Source organism: Methanothrix sp., from assembly GCF_024518575.1.
In the GTDB taxonomy this organism is placed as follows: Archaea; Halobacteriota; Methanosarcinia; order Methanotrichales; family Methanotrichaceae; genus Methanothrix_B.
In genome coordinates, this window is sequence record NZ_JANIHG010000025.1 from 1 (window position 1) to 20376 (window position 20376).

24 protein-coding genes are annotated in these 20376 nt (G+C 54.4%); 11 read left to right on the forward strand and 13 right to left on the reverse strand.

Features of this window, described 5'->3' with window-relative positions; all coding sequences use genetic code 11:
• Positions 1 to 230 precede the first annotated feature (230 nt).
• From NQU42_RS05990 to NQU42_RS06035, 10 genes are all read left to right on the forward strand, one after another.
• Positions 231 to 1652, forward strand: a complete 1422-nt coding sequence (locus NQU42_RS05990; protein ID WP_296609862.1) for an MFS transporter — start codon at positions 231 to 233, stop codon at positions 1650 to 1652.
• 179 nt (positions 1653 to 1831) lie between these two features.
• Entirely contained in the window at positions 1832 to 2578 is a 747-nt protein-coding gene (gene rlmJ / locus NQU42_RS05995; RefSeq protein WP_296609864.1) for a 23S rRNA (adenine(2030)-N(6))-methyltransferase RlmJ, read from the forward strand.
• Positions 2579 to 2676: 98 nt separating this feature from the next.
• Entirely contained in the window at positions 2677 to 3831 is a 1155-nt protein-coding gene (locus NQU42_RS06000; RefSeq protein WP_296609865.1) for a glyceraldehyde-3-phosphate dehydrogenase, read from the forward strand.
• 2 nt (positions 3832 to 3833) lie between these two features.
• Positions 3834 to 4889, forward strand: coding sequence for a tRNA-intron lyase (gene endA, locus NQU42_RS06005; RefSeq protein ID WP_296609868.1), 1056 nt, complete (start codon positions 3834 to 3836; stop codon positions 4887 to 4889).
• 463 nt (positions 4890 to 5352) lie between these two features.
• Complete coding sequence (locus NQU42_RS06010; protein WP_366070200.1) at positions 5353 to 6036, forward strand: ABC transporter ATP-binding protein; 684 nt, start codon at positions 5353 to 5355, stop codon at positions 6034 to 6036.
• A 14-nt stretch (positions 6037 to 6050) separates the two neighbouring features.
• Positions 6051 to 6890: a hypothetical protein gene (locus tag NQU42_RS06015; RefSeq protein ID WP_296609871.1), complete on the forward strand. Its 840-nt coding sequence runs from the start codon at positions 6051 to 6053 to the stop codon at positions 6888 to 6890.
• A gap of 16 nt (positions 6891 to 6906) precedes the next feature.
• Positions 6907 to 8115, forward strand: a complete 1209-nt coding sequence (locus NQU42_RS06020) for an ABC transporter permease (protein WP_296609873.1) — start codon at positions 6907 to 6909, stop codon at positions 8113 to 8115.
• Between the two features lie 173 nt (positions 8116 to 8288).
• Positions 8289 to 8939, forward strand: a complete 651-nt coding sequence (locus tag NQU42_RS06025) for a hypothetical protein (RefSeq protein WP_296609874.1) — start codon at positions 8289 to 8291, stop codon at positions 8937 to 8939.
• Positions 8940 to 9000: 61 nt separating this feature from the next.
• Entirely contained in the window at positions 9001 to 10119 is a 1119-nt protein-coding gene (locus NQU42_RS06030; RefSeq protein WP_296609876.1) for a pentapeptide repeat-containing protein, read from the forward strand.
• 4 nt (positions 10120 to 10123) lie between these two features.
• The gene (locus tag NQU42_RS06035; protein WP_296609878.1) at positions 10124 to 11452 is read left to right on the forward strand and encodes a NosD domain-containing protein; all 1329 of its coding nucleotides are present in this window, start codon (positions 10124 to 10126) and stop codon (positions 11450 to 11452) included.
• Positions 11453 to 11501: 49 nt separating this feature from the next.
• On the opposite strand, the gene NQU42_RS06040 is transcribed toward NQU42_RS06035, so the two are convergent.
• From NQU42_RS06040 to NQU42_RS06100, 13 genes are all read right to left on the reverse strand, one after another.
• Positions 11502 to 12227 carry a metallophosphoesterase gene (locus NQU42_RS06040; RefSeq protein WP_296609879.1) on the reverse strand — a complete coding sequence of 242 codons (726 nt, stop codon included), beginning with the start codon at positions 12225 to 12227 and terminating at the stop codon, positions 11502 to 11504.
• A 70-nt stretch (positions 12228 to 12297) separates the two neighbouring features.
• Positions 12298 to 13065: a hypothetical protein gene (locus NQU42_RS06045; protein WP_296609881.1), complete on the reverse strand. Its 768-nt coding sequence runs from the start codon at positions 13063 to 13065 to the stop codon at positions 12298 to 12300.
• Positions 13066 to 13209: 144 nt separating this feature from the next.
• The gene (locus NQU42_RS06050; protein WP_296609882.1) at positions 13210 to 13575 is read right to left on the reverse strand and encodes a hypothetical protein; all 366 of its coding nucleotides are present in this window, start codon (positions 13573 to 13575) and stop codon (positions 13210 to 13212) included.
• A complete protein-coding gene (locus NQU42_RS06055; protein ID WP_296609886.1) occupies positions 13572 to 14174 on the reverse strand; it encodes an NTP transferase domain-containing protein in 603 nt (200 codons plus the stop codon). The genes NQU42_RS06050 and NQU42_RS06055 overlap by 4 nt, the downstream gene beginning before the upstream one ends.
• On the reverse strand, positions 14174 to 14941 hold the full coding sequence (cobS, locus tag NQU42_RS06060) for an adenosylcobinamide-GDP ribazoletransferase (protein ID WP_366070202.1): 768 nt from the start codon (positions 14939 to 14941) through the stop codon (positions 14174 to 14176). The genes NQU42_RS06055 and cobS overlap by 1 nt, the downstream gene beginning before the upstream one ends.
• The gene (gene cobZ / locus NQU42_RS06065; RefSeq protein ID WP_296609887.1) at positions 14932 to 15390 is read right to left on the reverse strand and encodes an alpha-ribazole phosphatase CobZ; all 459 of its coding nucleotides are present in this window, start codon (positions 15388 to 15390) and stop codon (positions 14932 to 14934) included. Before cobZ ends, cobS begins: the two co-directional genes overlap by 10 nt.
• Positions 15391 to 15658: 268 nt before the next feature.
• Positions 15659 to 16195, reverse strand: coding sequence for an imidazoleglycerol-phosphate dehydratase (locus tag NQU42_RS06070; protein ID WP_296609889.1), 537 nt, complete (start codon positions 16193 to 16195; stop codon positions 15659 to 15661).
• Positions 16192 to 16644, reverse strand: a complete 453-nt coding sequence (locus NQU42_RS06075) for a hypothetical protein (protein WP_296609890.1) — start codon at positions 16642 to 16644, stop codon at positions 16192 to 16194. The genes NQU42_RS06070 and NQU42_RS06075 overlap by 4 nt, the downstream gene beginning before the upstream one ends.
• Complete coding sequence (locus NQU42_RS06080) at positions 16641 to 16799, reverse strand: hypothetical protein (RefSeq protein ID WP_296609892.1); 159 nt, start codon at positions 16797 to 16799, stop codon at positions 16641 to 16643. The genes NQU42_RS06075 and NQU42_RS06080 overlap by 4 nt, the downstream gene beginning before the upstream one ends.
• 148 nt (positions 16800 to 16947) lie before the next feature.
• Positions 16948 to 17496, reverse strand: coding sequence for an AAA family ATPase (locus tag NQU42_RS06085; protein WP_296609893.1), 549 nt, complete (start codon positions 17494 to 17496; stop codon positions 16948 to 16950).
• Entirely contained in the window at positions 17493 to 18239 is a 747-nt protein-coding gene (locus tag NQU42_RS06090) for an anaerobic ribonucleoside-triphosphate reductase activating protein (RefSeq protein ID WP_296609895.1), read from the reverse strand. The genes NQU42_RS06085 and NQU42_RS06090 overlap by 4 nt, the downstream gene beginning before the upstream one ends.
• Before the next feature lie 300 nt (positions 18240 to 18539).
• A complete protein-coding gene (locus NQU42_RS06095; protein WP_366070197.1) occupies positions 18540 to 18752 on the reverse strand; it encodes a transposase in 213 nt (70 codons plus the stop codon).
• A gap of 86 nt (positions 18753 to 18838) precedes the next feature.
• Positions 18839 to 19726 (reverse strand): hypothetical protein, encoded by an 888-nt coding sequence (locus NQU42_RS06100; protein ID WP_296609896.1) that lies wholly within the window; start codon positions 19724 to 19726, stop codon positions 18839 to 18841.
• Between the two features lie 40 nt (positions 19727 to 19766).
• On the opposite strand from NQU42_RS06100, the gene NQU42_RS06105 reads away from it, so the two are divergent.
• Positions 19767 to 20027, forward strand: a complete 261-nt coding sequence (locus NQU42_RS06105) for a transposase (RefSeq protein ID WP_296609897.1) — start codon at positions 19767 to 19769, stop codon at positions 20025 to 20027.
• The last annotated feature ends 349 nt before the right edge of the window (positions 20028 to 20376 follow it).

The window sequence follows — 20376 nt, forward strand, 5'->3', positions numbered from 1 at the left end:
CTCTCAACGTGGCCCGTATGACGCCGACTCACTGAAACTTGTCTTTGTATTATTTAACAGCTACATGATGTTACCTCTAGCAGTGCCCCTCTAGCAGTGCCAACCAAAAGCAATACATCCTCGCAAACGATGGGATTCAACGAAACGGTCGAGACGCCCGACATCTAGCAGTGCCAACCAAAAGCAATACATCCTCGCAAATGCAGATGTGCGCCTGAGCAGGTATCAGCATGAGAGTCCGCCAAGAAGATAGCGATTCAGAGCGCGTACAGAGCTGCGCCCTTGTTGTCTCCGTGATCGGATCTTTCCTCACAGCCTTCATGTCATCATCCGTGAACATCGCGCTACCGGCCATCGGCAGTGAGTTCTCTCTGGACGCTGTGATGCTCGGCTGGATCTCAACCGCATTTCTTCTGGCAGCTGCTGTCTTCCTGGTGCCGTTCGGGCGTCTGGCCGATATATATGGGAGAAGAAGGATCTTCGGCTACGGGATTGCGCTCTTCACTCTGGCGTCGATACTCGCGCCCGCCTCACAGTCCGCCGGCATGATCATAGCCGCAAGATTCGTGCAGGGGATCGGAGCTGCGATGATCTTCGGCACTGCGGTCGCGATACTGACTTCTGTATTCCCGATTAGAAAACGCGGCAGGGTTATCGGGATCAATGCAGCCTCTGTTTACCTGGGACTCTCACTTGGCCCCGTCCTCGGCGGGATTCTGACCCAGTACCTCGGCTGGAGAAGCCTGTTCACGGCAACGGTTCCGCTCGGAGCACTAGCGCTTGCACTACTGATGCTGAAGCTAAGGGAGGAGTGGGCAGATGCGAGGGGTGAGCGGTTCGACCTTACCGGATCTCTGATATACGGCATCTCCGTCATGGCTCTTGTGTACGGTATGTCGCTGCTACCCTCCAGCGCCGGCCGTTTTTTGACAATCGCGGGCTTGGCCGGGCTCATACTGTTCCTGTACGTGGAAACTGGGGCAGAGAGCCCTGTTCTCGAGGTCGGGCTCTTCATATCCAATCGTGTCTTCGCCTTCTCAAACCTCGCGGCGCTCATAAACTACAGCGCTACCTTCGCGACAGGTTTCCTGCTGAGCCTTTACCTGCAGTACATAAAGGGGCTTGATCCAAGGAGTGCTGGGCTGGTGCTCCTCGCACAGCCGCTGATGATGACGATCTTCTCCCCGTTTGCCGGCAGGCTCTCCGACAGAATCGAGCCGAGGCTTGTTGCATCCGCTGGCATGATCATCACGCTGCTCGGTATTGTGCCGTTTGTGTTTCTTGGTGAGCGAACGCCGGTGTGGTTCATCGGAGCTGCGCTTCTCCTCCTTGGATTTGGGCTGGCCCTCTTCACGCCACCAAACACAAACGCGATAATGAGCTCTGTTGATAGGAAACACTACGGGATAGCATCTGCAACCCTCGGAACAATGCGCCTTCTGGGCCAGATGCTCAGCATGAGCCTGGCGATGGTGATATTCGCTATCTACATGGGTAGGGTCGAGATAACCCCGGACACATATTCGAGTCTGATAGAGAGCAGCAGGGTGGTCTTTGCGATATTCTCTGTGCTCTGCTTCATCGGCATATTCGCGTCGCTGGCGAGGGGAGAGCTTCGCAGCGGCTCCGCGGCACCAGGGAGAAGAGAATAGATCTGGATGTGCCCTCTGCTGAGGTCGTTTTGGCGGACCTAACGTACAGGGGGACTGGATCAACAAAAGTGGCATGAGGCTGCAGCATACCGATTACCGGCCCGATTACCGGCGTGCAATCTTCTTCACTTTATCGAACAGAAGATATAGCTTCCCTGAGAGACCCTTCAGATATGCCGATGACCTACGACCACAGGGAGCATGCAGGAAACGCAGGCGATCTCTGGAAGCACTTTCTGCTATCAGAGGCTGCTGCGTATCTTCTCTCCATCTCGGATCCCCTGGTATATGCAGAATCGCACGTCGGGTACCCTGAGTACAGGCTTGCCCCTGATGGAGAATGGAGGGGTGGGATAGGGAGGTGCTGGCATGCGAGATCATGGATCAAGAGCCCGTACTTCGCGGTTCTGGAGGAGATGAATGCGGATCGGCTCCTGAGGTACCCTGGCTCAGCACAGATCGTCCTCAGGCTAGGAAGAGCACTCAGCAGGAGAGTCCTGGCGGAGCTCTGGGACGTCAGCGAGGACGTCGAAAAGAGCTGGAGCAGCTGCCCTGACGCGCATTTCCATCTGGGTGATGGCTTCGCTGGGGTCATGAACCTCCTGAAGAGAAGCGAACCTGGTCTTCTGCTCATCGATCCTCCTTACCCGGAGGACCACGAAAGGGCCATCGAGCTTCTAAAAGAGGCTGAGGATCGTGGCTGGGTGGCGATGAGCTGGCACATCATGGACAGCCTGTCGTTTCCTGAGTGCGTGGAGCTGCATCCTCTGGTATTCCACGACGCTGGCCTGGAGGGCGGAAGATGGATGGGCTGCATCGTGGCTGTATCATCCGATGACGCATCTCTGAGGAGGCGGTTGAGGCTCCGCGCCGAGGAATTCAGATCCGCTCTGAGAAGCCTGGCCGCAGGAGAGCGTGTTGTTTGAGTCATGCGCTCCAAGAACCTGCGTTCTGGATGACACAAATCCTTCCAAGAAATCTTAAATATGGTGCATTCTCAACACCGCACAGGAAGTGATCGTACTTGAAGAATAACGCTGGCTTTGTGGGTTTTGATGGCACGGAGAGCAAGAGGACCATATTCGCCCTGCATGCCGTTAAGCAGGCAGCCGGCATCGGCGGCGATATAAATGTGCTCGTGAGAAAACCGCACGCCAGAGCTGTATCGATGCTGAGGAAGATGATCAGGATCTGCGGTGTCAGGGCGTATGCCAGCAGCGACGAGGACAGAGCGAAATGGGAGAGCGCGGGATTCAAGCTGGAGGGAGGATACAGGGAGTTCTTCGAGAGCTCCGAGTTCGTCATGATCGGCACACCTGGGGATGAGGAGCTGCCGTACCTCAAATCAGGGCTGGAGCATGGCTGCTTCGTGGCGCTGATGGGCGGAGCCCACAGGGATGAGCTGGAGAAGGGGCTCGAGGAGGAGGGCTTCCAGCTCACAGATGATGTGAGGAAGGATCTCAGGAGAGAGTTCTTCTTCGGGCTTGAGAACTACGAGAGGTTTCTTAAGGCGAAGCCGAAGGTTGTGCAATGCACGAGCTGCAACACGACAGGCCTGAGCAGACTTGCATATGCCGCGCGACCTCTAGGGCTATGCGGCATGATCGGAAATATCGACAGAAGACACGGAGATCCGCACACGGTCGTGCGCGCATCGCCAAGCGCCATACAGTTCGGAAGGGGTGCAGGGCATCAGGGGGCTGATGCGGGCACCATATTCAAGGACGTGAAGTTCTCGATACGCGCCTCTAAGGTGCCGACGACGATACCGCACACGAACTTCCTCAACCTGATCTTCAAAGGGCACCCGACACCACAGGATCTCGTTGAGAGGCTCGCCAGCACGCGCGAGGTCGTGGTGATACCCTACCAGGACGCGGGCGGAAGGCGGCATGAGTGGACGAGCGAGATACTCGAGGCGTTTCTCTCAGGCTTTGAGAGGCCAATATCCCCGGAGATATTCGAGCTTCTCGTGTCAGATGCGATAATACCATTCGAGCTCGGCGATTACACGATCATGCAGACGGTCTCGATGGTTGAGCAGATGTCGATCGCTGTGCCAAACCATGTGGAAGCGTACATGCTCTCATGCGGCTACCCCGCTGCTGATGTGCACGAGACCGTGGACAGAGCCATCGGCGTGGTCCATGGCATATGGCCGGACAGGCTGAGCATCTGAGCATGTCAGAGGAGCCGCTGCTCGGAAGGCTTGAGTCGGGAAGGGTGCATCTCGGAAAAGATGCTATCAAGGCGCTCTACGAGCAGGGCTACTTTGGGCGGCCTCTTGAGGACGGGCTTGAGCTGACGCTCGTCGAGGCCGCATATCTTCTCGACAGATCCAGGTTGAGGATCGAGGCTGATGGGCATATCCTGAGCTTCCGGAGCTTCTTCGAGCTCGCATCCTCATCTGAGAAGGGCTTCGAGTTCAGGTATGTCGTCTACAAGGACCTGAGGGAGAGGGGCTACTATGTCCAGCCCGGAATACCGGACTTCAGGGTCTACCCGCGCGGCGGTCACCCGGGGAAGACGCCTGCAGAGTTCTATGTGCTCGTTGTCTCTGAGAGGATGCCATTGCCTCTGGAGAGGATCGTTGAGCCGCTGAGGCTCTCCAGCCAGATGAGGAGACGGCTCATGCTCGCGGTTGTCGATGAGGAGAGCGATATAACATACTATGAGGTGAGGGAATCGAATCCCGCAGGCCGGACAGAGGCTGCGGAGCCTGGCGGGCAGGCGACGCTTCTTGACGACAGGGTTGTGCTCTGGGATCCCGCGGCATCTGAGCGGCTGCACAGACACGGCTTTTATGGAAAGATGATCGGAGAGAGGCTCCAGCTCTCACTTGTTGAGACCGCCTACCTTCTTGAGAGGGGCATGATCCAGCTCGTTGACCGATCAGGCGCTCCTGTCCCGCTTGAGGAGCTGATGAAAAGGGCCTCAGAGATCGAGGGGGACTTCGATATGAAGTACCGGGTCTACAGGGATCTGAGGGACAGGAAGCTCGTTGTGAAGACAGGCTTCAAGTTCGGCACACACTTCAGGGTGTACAAGAGCGTCGATGCGGAAAAGAGGGGCACGCACTCAGAGTACCTGGTGCATACTGTGAGAGAGGATCACATATTCCACCTCCCCGTGCTCTCCAGAGCGGTTCGTCTGGCACACAGCGTGCGCAAGATGATGGTATTCGCATACAGCGATGACGGCGTGGAATACGTGGAGATAAGGCGGCTCAAGCCATGAGATTTCATCTGGACCTGAGCGCTACGGACTCCAGACCAAATGCTGTTCGCGTATTTCGCAATCTTTAACTGATCGGAGAGCTCTCATGCTCGGATAAGGTGGTCCGACTCCGAGCTGAAATTATCTTGCAGGCTGCGACCGGAATCGCGCGCTCTGATGACAGTTTCTGCTCTGTTGGATAAGTCCTGAAATTCGTAACAGAAGGCCGTTAGGGGTAAAGATGGAAATTAGCCAAGAATCGACGCCTAGGGATGGAATTCTGGAAAAGTCATCCAACACAGCAGCAGTTTCTGTCAGACTCTCGCATGTATCGTGGATTGAGTTTTTCGTGAGAGCGCAGGTGGCCTTTACTGCGGAACGGAACTACCTGTACGTTCACCGTACGTTCGATCAGTGTACAGTTTATTTATCGTTCCGCATGATCCCATGAACAGTCCTGTGAAATCCGTGGTGGTTTATGAGGTTGATATCGCTCAGCGACATAAGAAAGACATACATCACGGGCGATGCAGAGCTTCCCGTGCTGAAGGGAATCAACCTGAGCATAGAGTCAGGAGATTTTCTGGCGCTGATGGGGCCGTCGGGCAGCGGGAAGTCGACGCTGATGAACATCATCGGCTGCCTTGACAGACCAACAGCAGGCACCTACATGCTTCTCGATCGTGATATAAGCAAGGCATCTGAGGAGGAGCTCGCGATGATAAGAAGAGACAGAATAGGCTTCATATTCCAGGCGTTCAACCTCATCGGGCGAATATCCGTGCTCAAGAATGTCGAGCTGCCGATGATGCTCAAAGGCTTGCCACGTGATGAGCGGAAATCCAGAGCGCTTAAGCTGCTGGAATCCGTGGGCGTGTCCCATAGGGCAGATTTCAGCCCGCAAAACATCTCCGGTGGAGAAAGGCAGAGGGTCGCGATAGCGCGGGCGCTCGCAAACAACCCTGAGATCATAATCGCGGACGAGCCCACGGGAAATCTCGATCTCAAGAGCACCGAAGAGGTGATGGAGATTCTGAGCGGTCTGAACAGGGAAGGTCGGACGATAATAATGGTCACGCACAACCCTGAGATCACAAAGTACTGCAATCGAGTTATACGAATGAGGGACGGCAGAATACTTGATCAGTCATCTGTGGAGCAATCATAATGAGAATTTTATTGATGATCTCATTGCTGCTGATGTCATCAGGCGCCTCCGCTTACATATACCACATGCCTGTGAACATACACTCAACTGTGGAGCCGGCGGTTCTCATGCCTGGAGATGATGCGGTTATCGCCATAGAGCTGGAGAACGGCGCAGCTAACTACGGCGCCGGCGGCGAATCTGTCGCCGGGACATCGGCGCACAGCATGCTCATCTCGACCCCACTCAACGCCACACGGCTCACAGGCACTGATATGATCGGGGTTCTCACAAAGGATTACCGTAACCTCGGGATGATCGGCCCCACTGACAGGGTCACGATCTACTACAAGATCAGGGCTTCAGATAACGCCACGAGGGGCACACATCTTCTTGACTTTGAGGTGCAGGGCGGTTACGACGGTATAACGATCCACAGAACGATACCTGTGAAGGTGGATCCAGCTGCTGTCTCCCTGACACGGGCAGAGGATACGACCTTGGGCACCGTCAACCTCAACGTTGCCAACCCCCGCGAGAACAAGGTGAATGCTGTTACAATAATTCCGTCTGCGAATGGAGTCAGGTTCTCGCCCGAGGAGTACTACATAGGCACCATGGACCCTGATGAGGTCTTCACCATCAGCTTCAAGGTCGATGCCATGGGGCAGACAGAGCTGAATGCGCCCCTGAACCTGAGCTTTGTGGCAAGGTTCAAGAACGGCGAGACCTGGCATGAGTCTGAAGTATATGAAACAAGATACTCACCTCCAAGAGTCGAGCCGAAGCGGAACAACCTTGTGATTGCTGGCGTGGCTGTTCTGCTCCTGATACCGGCTGCTTACATCTACAGGAGAAAGAGACTGAAAGTTTAGTATCAGGAGCTGCAACATGAAGCTTTACGACATCCTGGATCTGATATCGATAGGATTCAAGGCAGATCGCTTCAAGACGCTGATGTCCAGCCTTGGCATAATAATAGGTGTGATGGCCATCGTGGTCATGCTCTCAGTTGGAGAGGGGATTTACTCCGGCGTCTCATCACAGTTCAGCACACTGGACCTAGATATCATACATGTGATTCCAGGCAGATTCAGCTTTGGAGGGCCGCCGGCCAGGAGCCCTGAGGAGCCAGCAAAGTTCACAGACAAGGACACAAAGCTCCTCGAGAATATACCTGGAGTCAAAAACGTGGCGCCACAGACATCCGCAGGAGTGATAGTCAGCTTCAGGGATAAGAACGCATCCGCCACTCTGATAGGAATCGATCCGGAAAAGGAGCATGATCTCAAATCGAAGATCTCGCAGGGCAGATTTCTCACAGAATCTGATCACACATCGATTGTAATAGGCAGCGGTGTCGCCAACGGCCTCTTCCGAATGAAGATATCGCCCGGGAACAGGGTACGGGTGTACTACGAGGATGGCCACATGGACTTCAGGGTTGTGGGAGTTCTCAGGGAGGAGGAATCCTCAGGAATAAGAGCGGGTAACATCAACACCCAGATGTATGTCACGCATAAGGCCATGAAGGAGCTTCTTGGAAGGGAGAACTACTATTATGGAACTTTCCAGGTCACGGTCGACGATCCTGAGAGCGTCGATGAGGTGGTCGACCGGATAAAGCTCGATCTGGAGAGATACCACAAGGACGAGGCATATGATGCAACGACAGCGAGGGATATGCTCTCATCCCTTATGAGCATACTGAGCATGATCAAGTACGCGCTTGCAGGAATCGGCGCGATATCGCTTGTCGTTGGCGGTATAGGCATCGCAAACGTGATGATGCTCACCGTGAAGGAGAGGGTCCGCGAGATCGGGGTCATGAAGGCCCTCGGCGCAACAACGCGGGATATACGCTTACAGTACCTGCTGGAGGCTGGTTTGCTTGGGGTTGTCAGCAGCATCATCGGGATAGCGCTCGGAATAGCGGTATCCTTTGCCATAGGATCGCTTGCAGGTCTGCCATCCGCCATCAAGATACAGTCGATGCTCATAGGGATGCTTTTCGGAGCCCTCTCCACCATAGTAGCAGGAGTTTACCCTGCCAACAGAGCGGCCATGCTGGATCCGATCGAGGCTCTGAGGAGCGAGTGAGGATTGAGCCAGCTGAAGCAGATCGATGGTATCCAGAAATTACAGGAAATCGAGCAGAAGACCCCCTTCAGGGGAATGGAGGATGTGACAGGAGTCCCCAGAGGGGGTAATAATATATACAGGCCACCGACGGTATTATTGGGATGGCCGAGGTGCAGTTAAGCAGCTGTGCGATGTGCATCTTTCTGCTGATCTTGCTGAGCATCGGCCATTCATCCGCAGATGATGTCAATGATCTATGGCTGCTGATCTCCAGCTATGAGGATATCGGGATAACCGTAAATGACCTCGCGTTCTTTCTCGTCTCCCATGGATACGATGCGACCCCTGAGAGATCATACGTAACCGTCAAGCTTCCCAGCGGTAAGGTCGTGTACCTCACGCCCAACGGAGGGGCGCCGAGACTGGCAGATCTCTGGACAGAGCCTCCGAAGAGCACGGGAATCATGCAGGTGATACCCATCACAGAGATCCAGAAGGACAGATCCTACAACATGACAAAAAATCAGGAGTTCATCAAATCTGTGAGCAGACTTACGATGTTTCCTGTAACCCCTCTGGGGATGTGCTACGATGGCTCCCAGAAGCTGGCAAATATTTATACAGAGTTCGGGTATAACATAAAGTACATGTACGACCCGAGCGGGTTTGAGAACCAGGGACATCTGTGGATAATCGTTGAAGATCCTGATAACCGTGATAGGTGGCTTGCAGTCGACAGCTACTACGGCGTTGTTACAGACAGCAGCTACTACAAAGCGCCGTACAGCTTCCCCGACATAAAATACCTCGATTCTCTGAATCCAAAGTGGAGGTACGCCTGATTTGATGATATCACAAATCTGCCCCAAGCGCCAGAGGCCATTCACATGCCCAGGAGGTATTATGAGCGCACGTTATAAAGTGATACTGATTATTATAATTTTAATAAGCACTGCATATGCACTGGATATCTGCGATAGATCAGATCTTCGCCTCTCTGACATGCGCGGTCGGGATCTAAGCGGGGTGCATCTCAACCAGTCGGATCTGACTGGCGCTGATCTGAGGGGTGCAAACCTGAGTGGAGCATATCTGAGATCTGCTTGGCTTGTGAATGCTAACCTAGAGGGCGCGTCGCTGAAGGGCGCGGATCTGAGCATGGCTGATCTCAGCGGCGCGAACCTCAACGGCACAGATCTATCTAGGGCGAAGCTAAGGAACGCACGGCTTAGTGGCGCCAGCCTTGTCAACGCAAATCTGACGATGGCAGACTGCACAGAGGCCATGATGGACGATGCGGATCTGAGGGATGCTGAGATGACGAGCACGAGGTTCTTCCGTACGGATCTGACAGGCACGGCCTTCTCCGGTGCATCGCTGAGCCATGCGAACTTTGTCGGCGCTCATCTGAGCTGGGCGGATCTCAGCAACGGCAGATTCAGTAACAGCCAGTTCTCCAGGGCTGAGCTCTACGGAGCGAATCTGACGGGCACGGATCTCAGCGGCTCTGATTTAACTCGATCATACATGATGCGGGCGATAATGACCGGCGCAAACCTGAGAAGTGCCAGCCTGGATTATGCAGACCTCACAGAGGCAGATCTGAGAGATGCGGATCTGAGTGGCTGCAAGATGCGCTACGCAGATCTCAGCGGGGCCAACCTTGCAGGCGCGGACGTCTCAGAGGTGGTGCTGGATTCTGTGAAGACAACAGGAGTGAACCTGAGCGGCGCGAATCTTTACAAGACATCGCTCTTCAATCTGGATCTCAGGGGCATCGATATGCATGGGGCGCAGATAAAGAAGGCGAAGATGGACACGGTATTCCTCACGAACTCAAACCTCGCAGGGGCTGTGCTGAATGATGTGACAATGCACATGGTCGAGATGACGAACGTTGATCTGAGCGGGTCGAGCCTGCGCAACATTGAGTACGACGAGTTCACGCTGAGATCGCTAAAAAAGGCCAACCTGAATGGCGCCTATATGGACGACCGACTTAAGTCCGACCTGAGCGGGTGAGATCATGAGGTCCCTTATATTCATCATGATGCTCGCTCTGCCGCTTGTTCACTTCGCGAATGCTGCAGATGTCGAGGTTCGGCCCAGCGGGACTCTGGGAGATGCGCTCGGTTCGGCATCTGATGGAGATACCATTTATCTCTATCCAGTAATATACCACGAGAGCCTGATAGTCAACAAAACTGTGAACATCACAGGTCCAGGAAATGCGGTAATCGATGGTGGAATCAGGATACTTGCTGATGGCGTGATACTCAGTGGCATCACCATCTGTGGAGACGGAATAATCCTCGGGTCAAACGGCAGCAGGATCGAGGGCTGCAATGTGAGTGGATGCGTGGGCTCTGGCGTGGTGATAACGGGCTCCGGTAACAGCATAATCAACAGCAGCATCACCAGAAACAGTCTTGTGGGTATCGAGATCTGGGGCAGCAACAACACCGTACTGTGGAACAGAATCGATGCAAATGACGATTGTGGCATCGTAGTATATGGTGATGGTAATGTAGTGGAGAGCAATGCGCTTCTGGAGAACGCCCATGATGGAATGGAGATCGAGGGCTCCAGCAACCTGATCGCAAGTAACAACGTCTCAACGAACCGGGGCGCAGGGATAGAGCTGCTGAACATGTCTAGAGGGAATGTGATTGAGGGCAATACAATCTACGGGAACGGAGAGTGCGGCATAGAGGTCATAGAGTCGTACGAGAACAACATCTCCGGAAACGGCCTCGAGGGAAACGGTCTTGGGATAAAAACAGAGCGTGCAACAAACAATCTGATCTCAAGCAATACAGTCAACAGCAATGCAGAGAGCGGTATCATCATCTCAGACGAGAGCAGGTGCAACATAGTTCATAAGAACAATGCAGGTAATAACCACGGCGCGGGCGTGGGGGTAGAGAGATCAAAGGATAACATGGTAATCGGTAACATTGTGCACAATAACGCAGTAGGTGTGGACGTATCCCGCTCTGAAAACAACACCTTCCGTGGCAACTATGTGGTTATGAATGGAGTGGGCATTAGTCTGGACATGTACAGCATAAACAACATGCTCTACCATAACGCGATGATCGATAACAGACAGAGCGCATCAGATAGCTCGGTGTACTACGGGAAGAACAGGTGGGACAGCGGCAGCGAGGGCAACTACTACAGCGATCACACCTGCCAGGAGGTATGCAGTGCGTATGAAATACCTAGCGGAGAGGAGAGAAAAAACATCGACAGATTCCCGCTTAGCTCCTGGGATGAACGGCTCATGGATGTGGAGTTCGTATGGCCGATTTCCGGATGCTTGCCTGCGTACGCGAAGGGTCTGGCCATATGAGATCATCTCTCTTGCTCATCTCTTTTCATCACAACCTCTAGTGCGGAGATCATTTAGGAGGGAGGCGTTCACGTCTCTGAGCTGCAGTTATCTTTCCAAGCCTACCAAGATATGTTCCGTCGAGAAGATATATCCTGGAGCATCTCAGATCCGTGAGCTTCATCAGCGGCCCCTTCTCATCCTCCATCTCGTTGAGCGGAAGACTGCCGCATAGCGGATTGAAGGCAGGCACGACCACGATCTCTTTTTTGTATTCCTTCGAGAATGCCCTGACCCAGACCCGCTCGCTCCTCGATGCTCCCAGGGGATCCACCAGCCTCACAGATGGGTGGAGGTGCGCTGTGATGAGGCTTCTGGCGGAGAGCACCTCCGGGTCGGGCCAGGTGTGGCCGTGAAAATACCCGATGCCGTCGATCACCACACCCTCTGGCTCGCACACCTCAGCATCCGGCGCCAGGTCCCGCAGGCCAGTGTCGTGATTTCCAGGAACCAGGAGAACCTCAACGATCTCTGAGACCGACTCGATGAACTTCGGCACCTCGACTCTCTCCTGCCAGCTCGTTCTGGGCACGTTGTGCTTCAGGTCTCCGAGCACGATCAGCCTCTTCGGTTCTTGTTCATCGATCAATCCTCGAAGCCGATCGAGCAGTTTTCGGGTCTGGCTTGGAACGTTCGCGCCTCCCAGCCACATCTCATACTCGATGCCAAGATGCACATCCGCAACCACCATGATCCTTTGTGCGCCCTCGACGATGAGAGCGGGATCGTCAACCACCGGGAAAAACCTCACGTGTACCAACCCATCTGTACTGGCTCTGCTGCGGGGTAAATTCTGCATACAATTTTTACAAGCAGAGATCGAAGGCCGGCTCAGAGGCTATCGATCTGATGAGCTCTGAGGCAGCCTCCTCTCCTTCTCCATGGACATGAAGCCAGACGCTGCCCTCCGCGCCGCAGACGCCGCCAGCGGCCATGATCTCTGCCTCTGCGCCTGTGAGCATGCGTATCGCATCGACCTCTGTTATGATCTCCCCCGGTACTGGGAGAAGGCGTAGGCCCCTCGATCCCTGTGCGTTCAACCTGCGCGAGAGATCCATGAGGTCTGCATCGAGACGCTTCTCGAGGCCCACAGGTAAGATCAGACCTACCCTTCTCCCAACGGCGGCCTGGAGCGCGGCCACGATCGTCCCGCCCCGCGGATGCCCGATGAGGACCGCAGCCTGTCTCCTCTGGAGATCGATAGCGTTTGCGCCTTTGATTATCAGATCGCCCTCTGAGAGATCATCGACCACATCGAAGAGAGTCATCCCCTTCATCCATTCTCCTCTGGTTATGACCACATCCCCTGGGAAGTCGCGTTCATCCGGAAGCCGGCCCGTCTCGCTGGTCTTCATCCATGGAGGAAGCGTGATCCCCCTGAAGAATCTGTGCCTCGAGAACCCGTCCCTCTGGCCGATCAGCTCTAGCAGCTCCTCAGCCACGTAACCGTTAGTGGTGCCTGCTACGATGACCACTGTGCCGGATCGCATAGCCTCAAGGACCGCAGGATGCGCGGCCACAGCCCTGGCGATCAGACGTTTTCCAGCAGCTGGAGTTACAACAAACTGGCCCATAATCCCAAATAAGCATCCGGATGAAAAAAGTTCTCTTGGTCTGTGCGCTGCGCCCCGAGGAAAAACAAGCGAATTATGCCCATCAGCATGTCCCCTGGATGAGCTCTCGATCATAAAATCAGGAGCTTATGCTGGGATCTGCAGTCACTCGAGATCTCCCTCGATCTCCCTGGGAGCTAGCAGGAGCTCCTTGAAGATGAGTATCTCGATCACCTGGGCCACATAGCGCCTCTGCTGGAAGCGCAGGATGTCCTCATGCATCCTGAGCTCGCTGTCTATCTGCACCCTGAGGAGAGCCATGCGCAGCTCCTCTTTCTCAGGATCACTGAGCGTGTTTCTCAGCGTGCAGAACTCCCTGAGCAGCTCAGGAAGCCTCATCGGGTTCTGCAGCACCTTTGCGAGCAGCAGTATGTAATCCCTGGCCTTCTCCGGGCTTCTCTCGCCTGTGAGAAGTTCAAGCTCGGAGATCCTGTAGACCTCTCCATCTATGCTGATGCTGTCCCCATTCAATCCATATCACCCTGCGATTCCATGCGTCTTTTGATGATGCTCTCGCAGATCCTGAGATCCTCTGGTGTATTTATGTTGATCGCGAGCTCGATTCTGTTCATGATGAGGTGGAAGTCCTCCTGCTCCTCTGAGATCTTCGAGCCCGTGAGGATGTTCACGCCTGCCGGCACAATGAGCTGGCCCAGGTAGTTGAAGATCACGTCAGGCCTTCTGCCGAGAGATCTGTGGAGGCTCAGAGGGGTATGGACGGAGAGCGCGGGCTCCGGTCTGGAGCTGTACGCATCAATAACCTCTCTTATGATCTCCTCTCTGATGAGAGGAAGATCCGCCATCACCACCATGACAGGCCCTGATATCTCGGATTTTTCCACAGCCTCGATCATATCGGGGATGTAGCCCGATCCTGAGGTATCCACGACCTCCAGATTCTTCTCTAAAGACCACCTTCTCGTCTCGGGTGTGGCACTGCTCGTGGCCACGATTATCCTCGCGATTGATGGTCTTATGGCGGAGACGACATAATCGATCAGCGGTTTTCCGAAGAGCCGGACCATCGGCTTCTCGCCCATTCCAAGACGTGTGCCCCTGCCTCCGGCCATCACCACACAGTCCAGCCACTCACCCCCAGCACGAGGGCTGCGCAGAGCGCTGCGGCCCTCCCGATCTCATTCGACGCGCCTATGCCATCGCCTGATCCTCCCCCGAAGTTCCTCCTCGAGACGCGCGCGAGATATAGCGCTGAAATGAGAGAGACGATCACCATGGCCATTCCGGTTGTCTTCAGCAGCAGAGCTGATGCGCTTAAGGAGATGATCAGCCCCATGAGGAACTCCCTTTTTCCTGTCCTGTCTATCATGATCTGGCCAAGGCCTGCCTGAAACGGCTCTGTGAACGCTGCAAAAGCCAGCATCGACTGCTTTGCTGAGATCTCTGAGACGACAAGAGCGGCGGGCAGAAGCATATGATCCATGGATCTGATCGCGGAGAAGAGCGCGAGGAGAACCAGTATCACAAACACAGCCCCTCCAGATCCTAGGTTCACGTCCTTCATGGCCTTTATCTTCTTCTCAAGACTCCCGTGCGCAGTCACCCCATCGCCGAAGTCTGCGAGGCCATCTATATGATTTATGCCACATACCCAGTATATCGCGATCATTATGCAGATCGCGTTGATATCTCGGGGAAGAAACAGGCCGATGAGATACGCCACGGCTGCGAAGATCATGCCCAGGGAGAGCCCGATGAGTGGAAATACGTAGACATGCCTCATCAGGGCCTCGATCCCTTCCATGGATATACCCACAGGTATCGTGGAGAGGAAGCCGAAGCCGGACCTTATTGCGAAGAGCAGATCTCTCAGCAGAATCCCGCCCTTGTGTACATGTTCGAGGAGACTCCCCCGATGAGGCCGCCGATCACATCATCCATGAACGGGCCGAGCCTGGCGAGGATCCCGGGCTTTGCCTTATCATATCTGACATACTCGAACGTCCCCTTGTATCCTCCGATGTACTTCGCTATGCTCATGCCCAGCACCTCATCAGCTATTAGATACGTGAGATCCCTCTCGTAGTCCTCTCCTCTCAGGTTCGGGAGCATCTTCATCCTTCCCCTCTCCTCCAGAAGAACCCCCGCGTATATGAGAAGCGCCAGGTTCGGATCTGAGAGCGCGATATTCAGCTCACTCCTGAAAACAGCATCCGCCTTCTCGCGGGTCTCGACGCCCGGATGCGGGACGTACAGCTCCAGAGCGGTCGCGACAATATCATCGACTGTTATACCCTCGTCCCTGAGAACCTCCACGATATCCATCATAATACCTCCTGGTGCGGGATGGCGAGAACTCCAGCCATCCCTCAGGAGCAGCTGAGGTCAGGCAGCATCGTTCGCCACACATCCCTCAAATTCAAATATGCGGACTCATGCATCTGTGATTGCAATCCTTCTGCTGTCTCTGACTCGAAAATCCAGGATTTCCATCTTTCGGCCTGGGTCAGAGATACACGACGCTCTCAGTCGCGGAATTTAAAATAACGGAGAAAACGCTCAGTGGGTGGAAGCAACTGGCGAACAGAGAATCTCTTTAGGGATTTATCTCATCAAATCCGCCATCCTTTATCGCATTCCTGAGCGCAGCCCCGATGGCCATCATCGCTGAGACGATCTTCTCCATGTCATCGCCGCCGTCTGTGATAACGTGGAGGGTGAACGATCCGTTGTATGCCATGGACCTCATGAAGTGCTCCAGGTTCTCCAGCGCCATTCCGCCGATGTTCTTTGAGGAGAGCTTCATGATAACTTTGAGGCCGGGAGAGCCAAAGCTCACTGCTGCCAGAGCGGTGCAGTCCCCATACGGCACTATCGCGCTGCCGGTGCCGCTCTTCACTGCTGAGAGAGACCTTCCAAGTGTTATCCCGACATCTTCAACAAGGTGGTGATCTCCGGTCGCATCGCCTCTGGCCTTTATTCCGATATCGAAACGCCCGGATGCTGCGAGTATTCTCAGCAGGTCATCTAGAAGCTCGACGCCTGTGGAGACCTCGGCCTCCCCTTTGCCATGGAGATCGATGCGAACGTCCACATCCGTCTCATATGTAATGCGGCGTGCTGATAGCGTCATAGCTTCTCTATGCGTACCTCTCCATCAAACCCGATGAGCTCTGCGCCATCGTTTGTTCCATGAATCTCCACACCATCCATCTCCTCAGATCCGCAGAGCACATCCTGCTCCGGATGGGTTCCTGGCTGTATCCTGCAGCTCACGCGCGTCCTCCGCCCAACAGATACAACCACCCTGAGCCGCGGGGAGGCGGGGTGTCCCTTCGGGAGAACGATGAGAGGGGAGCCGAGCTCGCGGATGTGGAATATCGTGCATCTCAGCCCCCGCTCAACGGTCTCACCGGTGCCGAATGACGATGCGACTATCAGATCGTTCGCATCTGTGAATAAAACGATCTCCTCCCGCTCGGTCTCAAGAAAGAAATGCCTGCCAAGCGTCCTGGCCAGCGCGAGCGTTCCTGTGCTGCCACGAAGGTACGCTATCTCATCGTCTCCGATCTTGATCCTCATTTCTCAAGCTTTACGTTCCTGGATTTGCACGAGGGGCACATCGGCCTTTTGCCCATCCCCTTGAACTTGTTTCCGCAGTCCAAGCATATGTAATCCTTGGCGGACATACCCTCCTCAATCGCGCCGAGATCGGGGCCGCCTCCAACTGTGCACATTCAATCTCACCTCCAGGATTCTTTTGGCTGCAAACATATTTAACTTGCGGGAGTGGAGCTGGCAATCAGAGCCTCATCGGCCGCACCGGTAGAGCCTTGCGGGCGTCAGTGGTGCTGACGATGGCGGAAGCCGTGCTTTTCGGGATGTTCAAGACCTGCAGAGATCTTCCAGCACCGCCCTGATGCGCTCCCTGAACTCATCGAGGGCGCAGTCATTGCATATTCTCATCTCGGCTGCAGCTATCGCCTCGCCCATTCCCCAGCCGAGCTCCCGGGCATCGCGCCTCTTCAGTGCATCAGAGAGATCTTCGCAATTCTTATCGTCAGGCCTGCCTCTGGCCGCGATTCTCATCAGCCTCTGCTCCGGAGGGGTGAATATCTCGATGAGGTGGAATTGATCCGCTGCCAATTTGAAGTACGCCACCTCTGCACCGCTCCTTATTCCATCGACCACGATCGTCTCATCTCTGTCCACACCTTCCAGGCACCTTCTCGCGATCGCGTCCTCCCCCTCGGATCGCCTGAGCTCATCCCCAACACGCCCGTGGTTTGCATCTGTCGGCTCCAGGCCTCTTCTCCTTGCCTCTGCTCTGATCACGTCACCCATAACCACGACCCTGATGCCCATCTCCCTAGCCACATCAGATGCCACGCTCTTTCCGGAGCCGGGCATCCCCACGAACCCGATGATCCTCAAGGAACGCTCCTCCTAAGGGATCTGATCCTGGTGTTAAACTTTAACGATTGCGCGAGCCTTCGGAGATCCTCCTCAGAGACGGGCTCGAACTCGCCGCACGGAGGTATGCCCTGCTGGAGGACGACAGATTCCAGGGAGCGGGGTTTCACGCGTTGCAGAAGATCGGAGATCTCCTTCACCTCATCCTCCGAGGGCATTCCGGGGAAGACCGTGATCCTTATCTCGAAGGGTATATCGTGCTCCACAATGAGATCCAGGCTCCTGAGAACCCGCGGGAGGGCGTCTCTGATCCCCGTGGCCCTGAGGTACGCATCCTCTCTGGGGGCTGCCTTGATGTCGAGAAAGACCATGCACAGATGTCCCTCAGATATCAGTGCCTCCAGGGTCTCCGGATGGTAACCGTTCGTCTCCACCCCCAGATCGAGGCCTCGTGCATCGACCTCCCCTGCGATCGCAATGACCGCCTCCCTCTGCGCGAGCGGCTCGCCCCCCGAGAGAACGACGGAGTCGATGCGCAGAGATCCGCTGAACTCATGGAGTATGCTCTGGCCTGCGCCCCTTCTGGGAAACAGGCGATCCATCAGCTCTGAGATCTCCACTGGCGTCCATCCGCTCTGAAGCTCCGCATTCTGGCAGAACGGACATCTGAAGTGACACCCTCTGAGAAAGATCACCGCAGATGCCCTCCCGGGCCAGTCGACTGTGGATAGGGGCACTATTCCGCCGAGGTTCACCATCATCATCAGCCACCTCTAAATCATGGCCTCTCGCTCCCGCTTAATCGGAGGTCGCAGCCCCTGCTCACCGACTGGACTGCCAGGAATCGGTGCTCGCTGGCAGGATACTTCGTTAATCATGCAAGCTCCTGTGCAGGTTGATCGAAACTGTCCTAATCAAAGCCGGAACCGAGTATAAAGTTAACTTCACAGAGAGTTAGGCCGTATGCTTGTGTGACTTACTACTGCCCCGAAGAGCGGGGCTTCCTGCGCTTCGACTTGTTGTCGAAGCCCCTCTACGTCAAGTCGAAGGTTTCATAGATCTGGCTATCCAGTATCTCCACAGGCTCTATCCCTCAGTCCGAGGGTGAGCATGTTCAAAGCTGCGTTATGATCTCGATCCAGTTTCAGCCCGCAATTCGGGCAGTCATGGACTTGATCCTTCAGCGGATTTGGCACGAGAAAACCACAACCTGAACAGAGCTGTGATGTATACGTTGCGTCAACCTGTTCAACCGGCTTACCAGCCCTCTCAGCCATTTACAGTTTTCGTACGGGCTTACTCCTAAAAATGGGAGTCTGCGCCCTGCCCGCACCTATCAAAAAGTGGGGGTGGGGGTGTTGTCTCACGTTTTGATCTCGAACTCCTTCGTTTGTCTGCTGTCGAATCCAGTAATATCGGCGTGCAGGCCGTCTCTCACATAGACGCAGAGTATGTACTTGCCATCCGTTAGGCCCTTGGTGTTCCACGTCCACTCGCTCTGATTCTGATAGCCTGGAGTGCCATCAATCCTTTTGCCATCTTTGTCTAGGACCTCGAACTTGTACTGCAGAGAACCGCCGGACGGATTGGTCGCACTGCAGCTCAGCTTCACAGGCGTTTCGGGTTTGGCTGGCGATTCTGGATCAGTCTTGAACTCCTTAATAACTGGCATGTTATTTGCAGGCGCTGGAGTGGGTTGCGATCCTCCATCCACTGGGTTCTGTGTGGCACGCCCGCCGAAGTAGAACCCGATTATGGAGGAGATGGCACCGGTCAGCGCAAGAAGGATATCCTTTAACATTGTGAGTGCCGCGTTATCAGCGTTTAAGTTGCAAGGGTTGGCGATAAGCAGGAATATCGCAGCGCCTAGGATGACAGACAGGGTTAGGGCCATGGTGGCTCTCGCCACACCCTGCATCCCGCTCGACTGAACAGCAAGGGCATCTTTTACTAGCTGAACCAGCTCCGCCTGATTGCAGCTAGATGACAGCCTTTTATCCAGAAGATCTCGAATCTGACTGAGGTGGTCATAATAACCCTTGATGTTCCATAATATGGGCAGGCTTGCGAAAGCAAAGAGCAGCAGGATCACAAATAGCATGCTTGCATAAGTGATTGCGTCTCCCCCACTAGTTCCATTATTGGCGTTTCCGTCTCCCTGACCATTCGCCGCCGCGAAGATTAAAGCCCTTCCCAGCACCAGCCCCAGAAGCAGTACCAAAAATGTCCGCTGATTTTCGCGCAGTGACATATGATTTTGTTAACATTAAAAACGTATATATTTTTCTAAGTTGTCTCGGGACATTGCGCGCGCATACCGCGGCGTGGCAGCGACTGATACCAAAAGGTTCAGAATGGTTGCAGTCTACAATGAGGATGAGGAGAAGTATCACCTTTACATAACTAACATCTTGACAGAGATGCTGAACGCTGAGGAGATCGCAAAACTCTACAGCGCCAGATGGGGGGTGGAGATCCTATTCAAGAACTCAAAAGCAAATACGCTCTCGATCTCGTACCCACTTCAAACCCGATGGTCATCGAAGCGCTGATATGGACTGCGATACTCACACTGCTCGTGAGCAGAAGGCTATACCTGCTGCTCCGAAGGCTCAATCCAAAAGCAAAAATGGCAAGGTTCACACAGCTCAGATGGGCTAACTCATTCGCTGAGAATTCAAGCTACTTACTCTCTAATATTATTAACTACCTCGGACTCAAGATCTCATCCATGACTCTAATCTAAATTAGCTTATGTGATGCACTCGACCCCCATGCAAACAGAACTCGATTCCATTTGTCATCGGTTAGGGTTTCTATGCAATATAATATGATGAATATTTAACAATTTTCCTGCCATCGTATGTATGCTGCCTGATAAGATCGATAGCAATCGTCAAG

Excerpts from the sequence above, each read along its gene's own strand:
- NQU42_RS05990 (WP_296609862.1), top strand. The coding sequence starts at position 231 with ATGAGAGTCCGCCAAGAAGATAGCGATTCAGAGCGCGTACAGAGCTGC.
- rlmJ (WP_296609864.1), top strand. The coding sequence starts at position 1,832 with ATGACCTACGACCACAGGGAGCATGCAGGAAACGCAGGCGATCTCTGG.
- endA (WP_296609868.1), top strand. The coding sequence starts at position 3,834 with ATGTCAGAGGAGCCGCTGCTCGGAAGGCTTGAGTCGGGAAGGGTGCAT.
- NQU42_RS06015 (WP_296609871.1), top strand. The coding sequence starts at position 6,051 with ATGATCTCATTGCTGCTGATGTCATCAGGCGCCTCCGCTTACATATAC.
- NQU42_RS06020 (WP_296609873.1), top strand. The coding sequence starts at position 6,907 with ATGAAGCTTTACGACATCCTGGATCTGATATCGATAGGATTCAAGGCA.
- NQU42_RS06025 (WP_296609874.1), top strand. The coding sequence starts at position 8,289 with ATGTGCATCTTTCTGCTGATCTTGCTGAGCATCGGCCATTCATCCGCA.
- NQU42_RS06030 (WP_296609876.1), top strand. The coding sequence starts at position 9,001 with ATGAGCGCACGTTATAAAGTGATACTGATTATTATAATTTTAATAAGC.
- NQU42_RS06035 (WP_296609878.1), top strand. The coding sequence starts at position 10,124 with ATGAGGTCCCTTATATTCATCATGATGCTCGCTCTGCCGCTTGTTCAC.
- NQU42_RS06045 (WP_296609881.1), bottom strand. The coding sequence starts at position 13,065 with ATGGGCCAGTTTGTTGTAACTCCAGCTGCTGGAAAACGTCTGATCGCC.
- NQU42_RS06055 (WP_296609886.1), bottom strand. The coding sequence starts at position 14,174 with ATGGCCGGAGGCAGGGGCACACGTCTTGGAATGGGCGAGAAGCCGATG.
- cobZ (WP_296609887.1), bottom strand. The coding sequence starts at position 15,390 with ATGATGGATATCGTGGAGGTTCTCAGGGACGAGGGTATAACAGTCGAT.
- NQU42_RS06070 (WP_296609889.1), bottom strand. The coding sequence starts at position 16,195 with ATGACGCTATCAGCACGCCGCATTACATATGAGACGGATGTGGACGTT.
- NQU42_RS06075 (WP_296609890.1), bottom strand. The coding sequence starts at position 16,644 with ATGAGGATCAAGATCGGAGACGATGAGATAGCGTACCTTCGTGGCAGC.
- NQU42_RS06080 (WP_296609892.1), bottom strand. The coding sequence starts at position 16,799 with ATGTGCACAGTTGGAGGCGGCCCCGATCTCGGCGCGATTGAGGAGGGT.
- NQU42_RS06090 (WP_296609895.1), bottom strand. The coding sequence starts at position 18,239 with ATGATGATGGTGAACCTCGGCGGAATAGTGCCCCTATCCACAGTCGAC.
- NQU42_RS06095 (WP_366070197.1), bottom strand. The coding sequence starts at position 18,752 with ATGGCTGAGAGGGCTGGTAAGCCGGTTGAACAGGTTGACGCAACGTAT.
- NQU42_RS06100 (WP_296609896.1), bottom strand. The coding sequence starts at position 19,726 with ATGTCACTGCGCGAAAATCAGCGGACATTTTTGGTACTGCTTCTGGGG.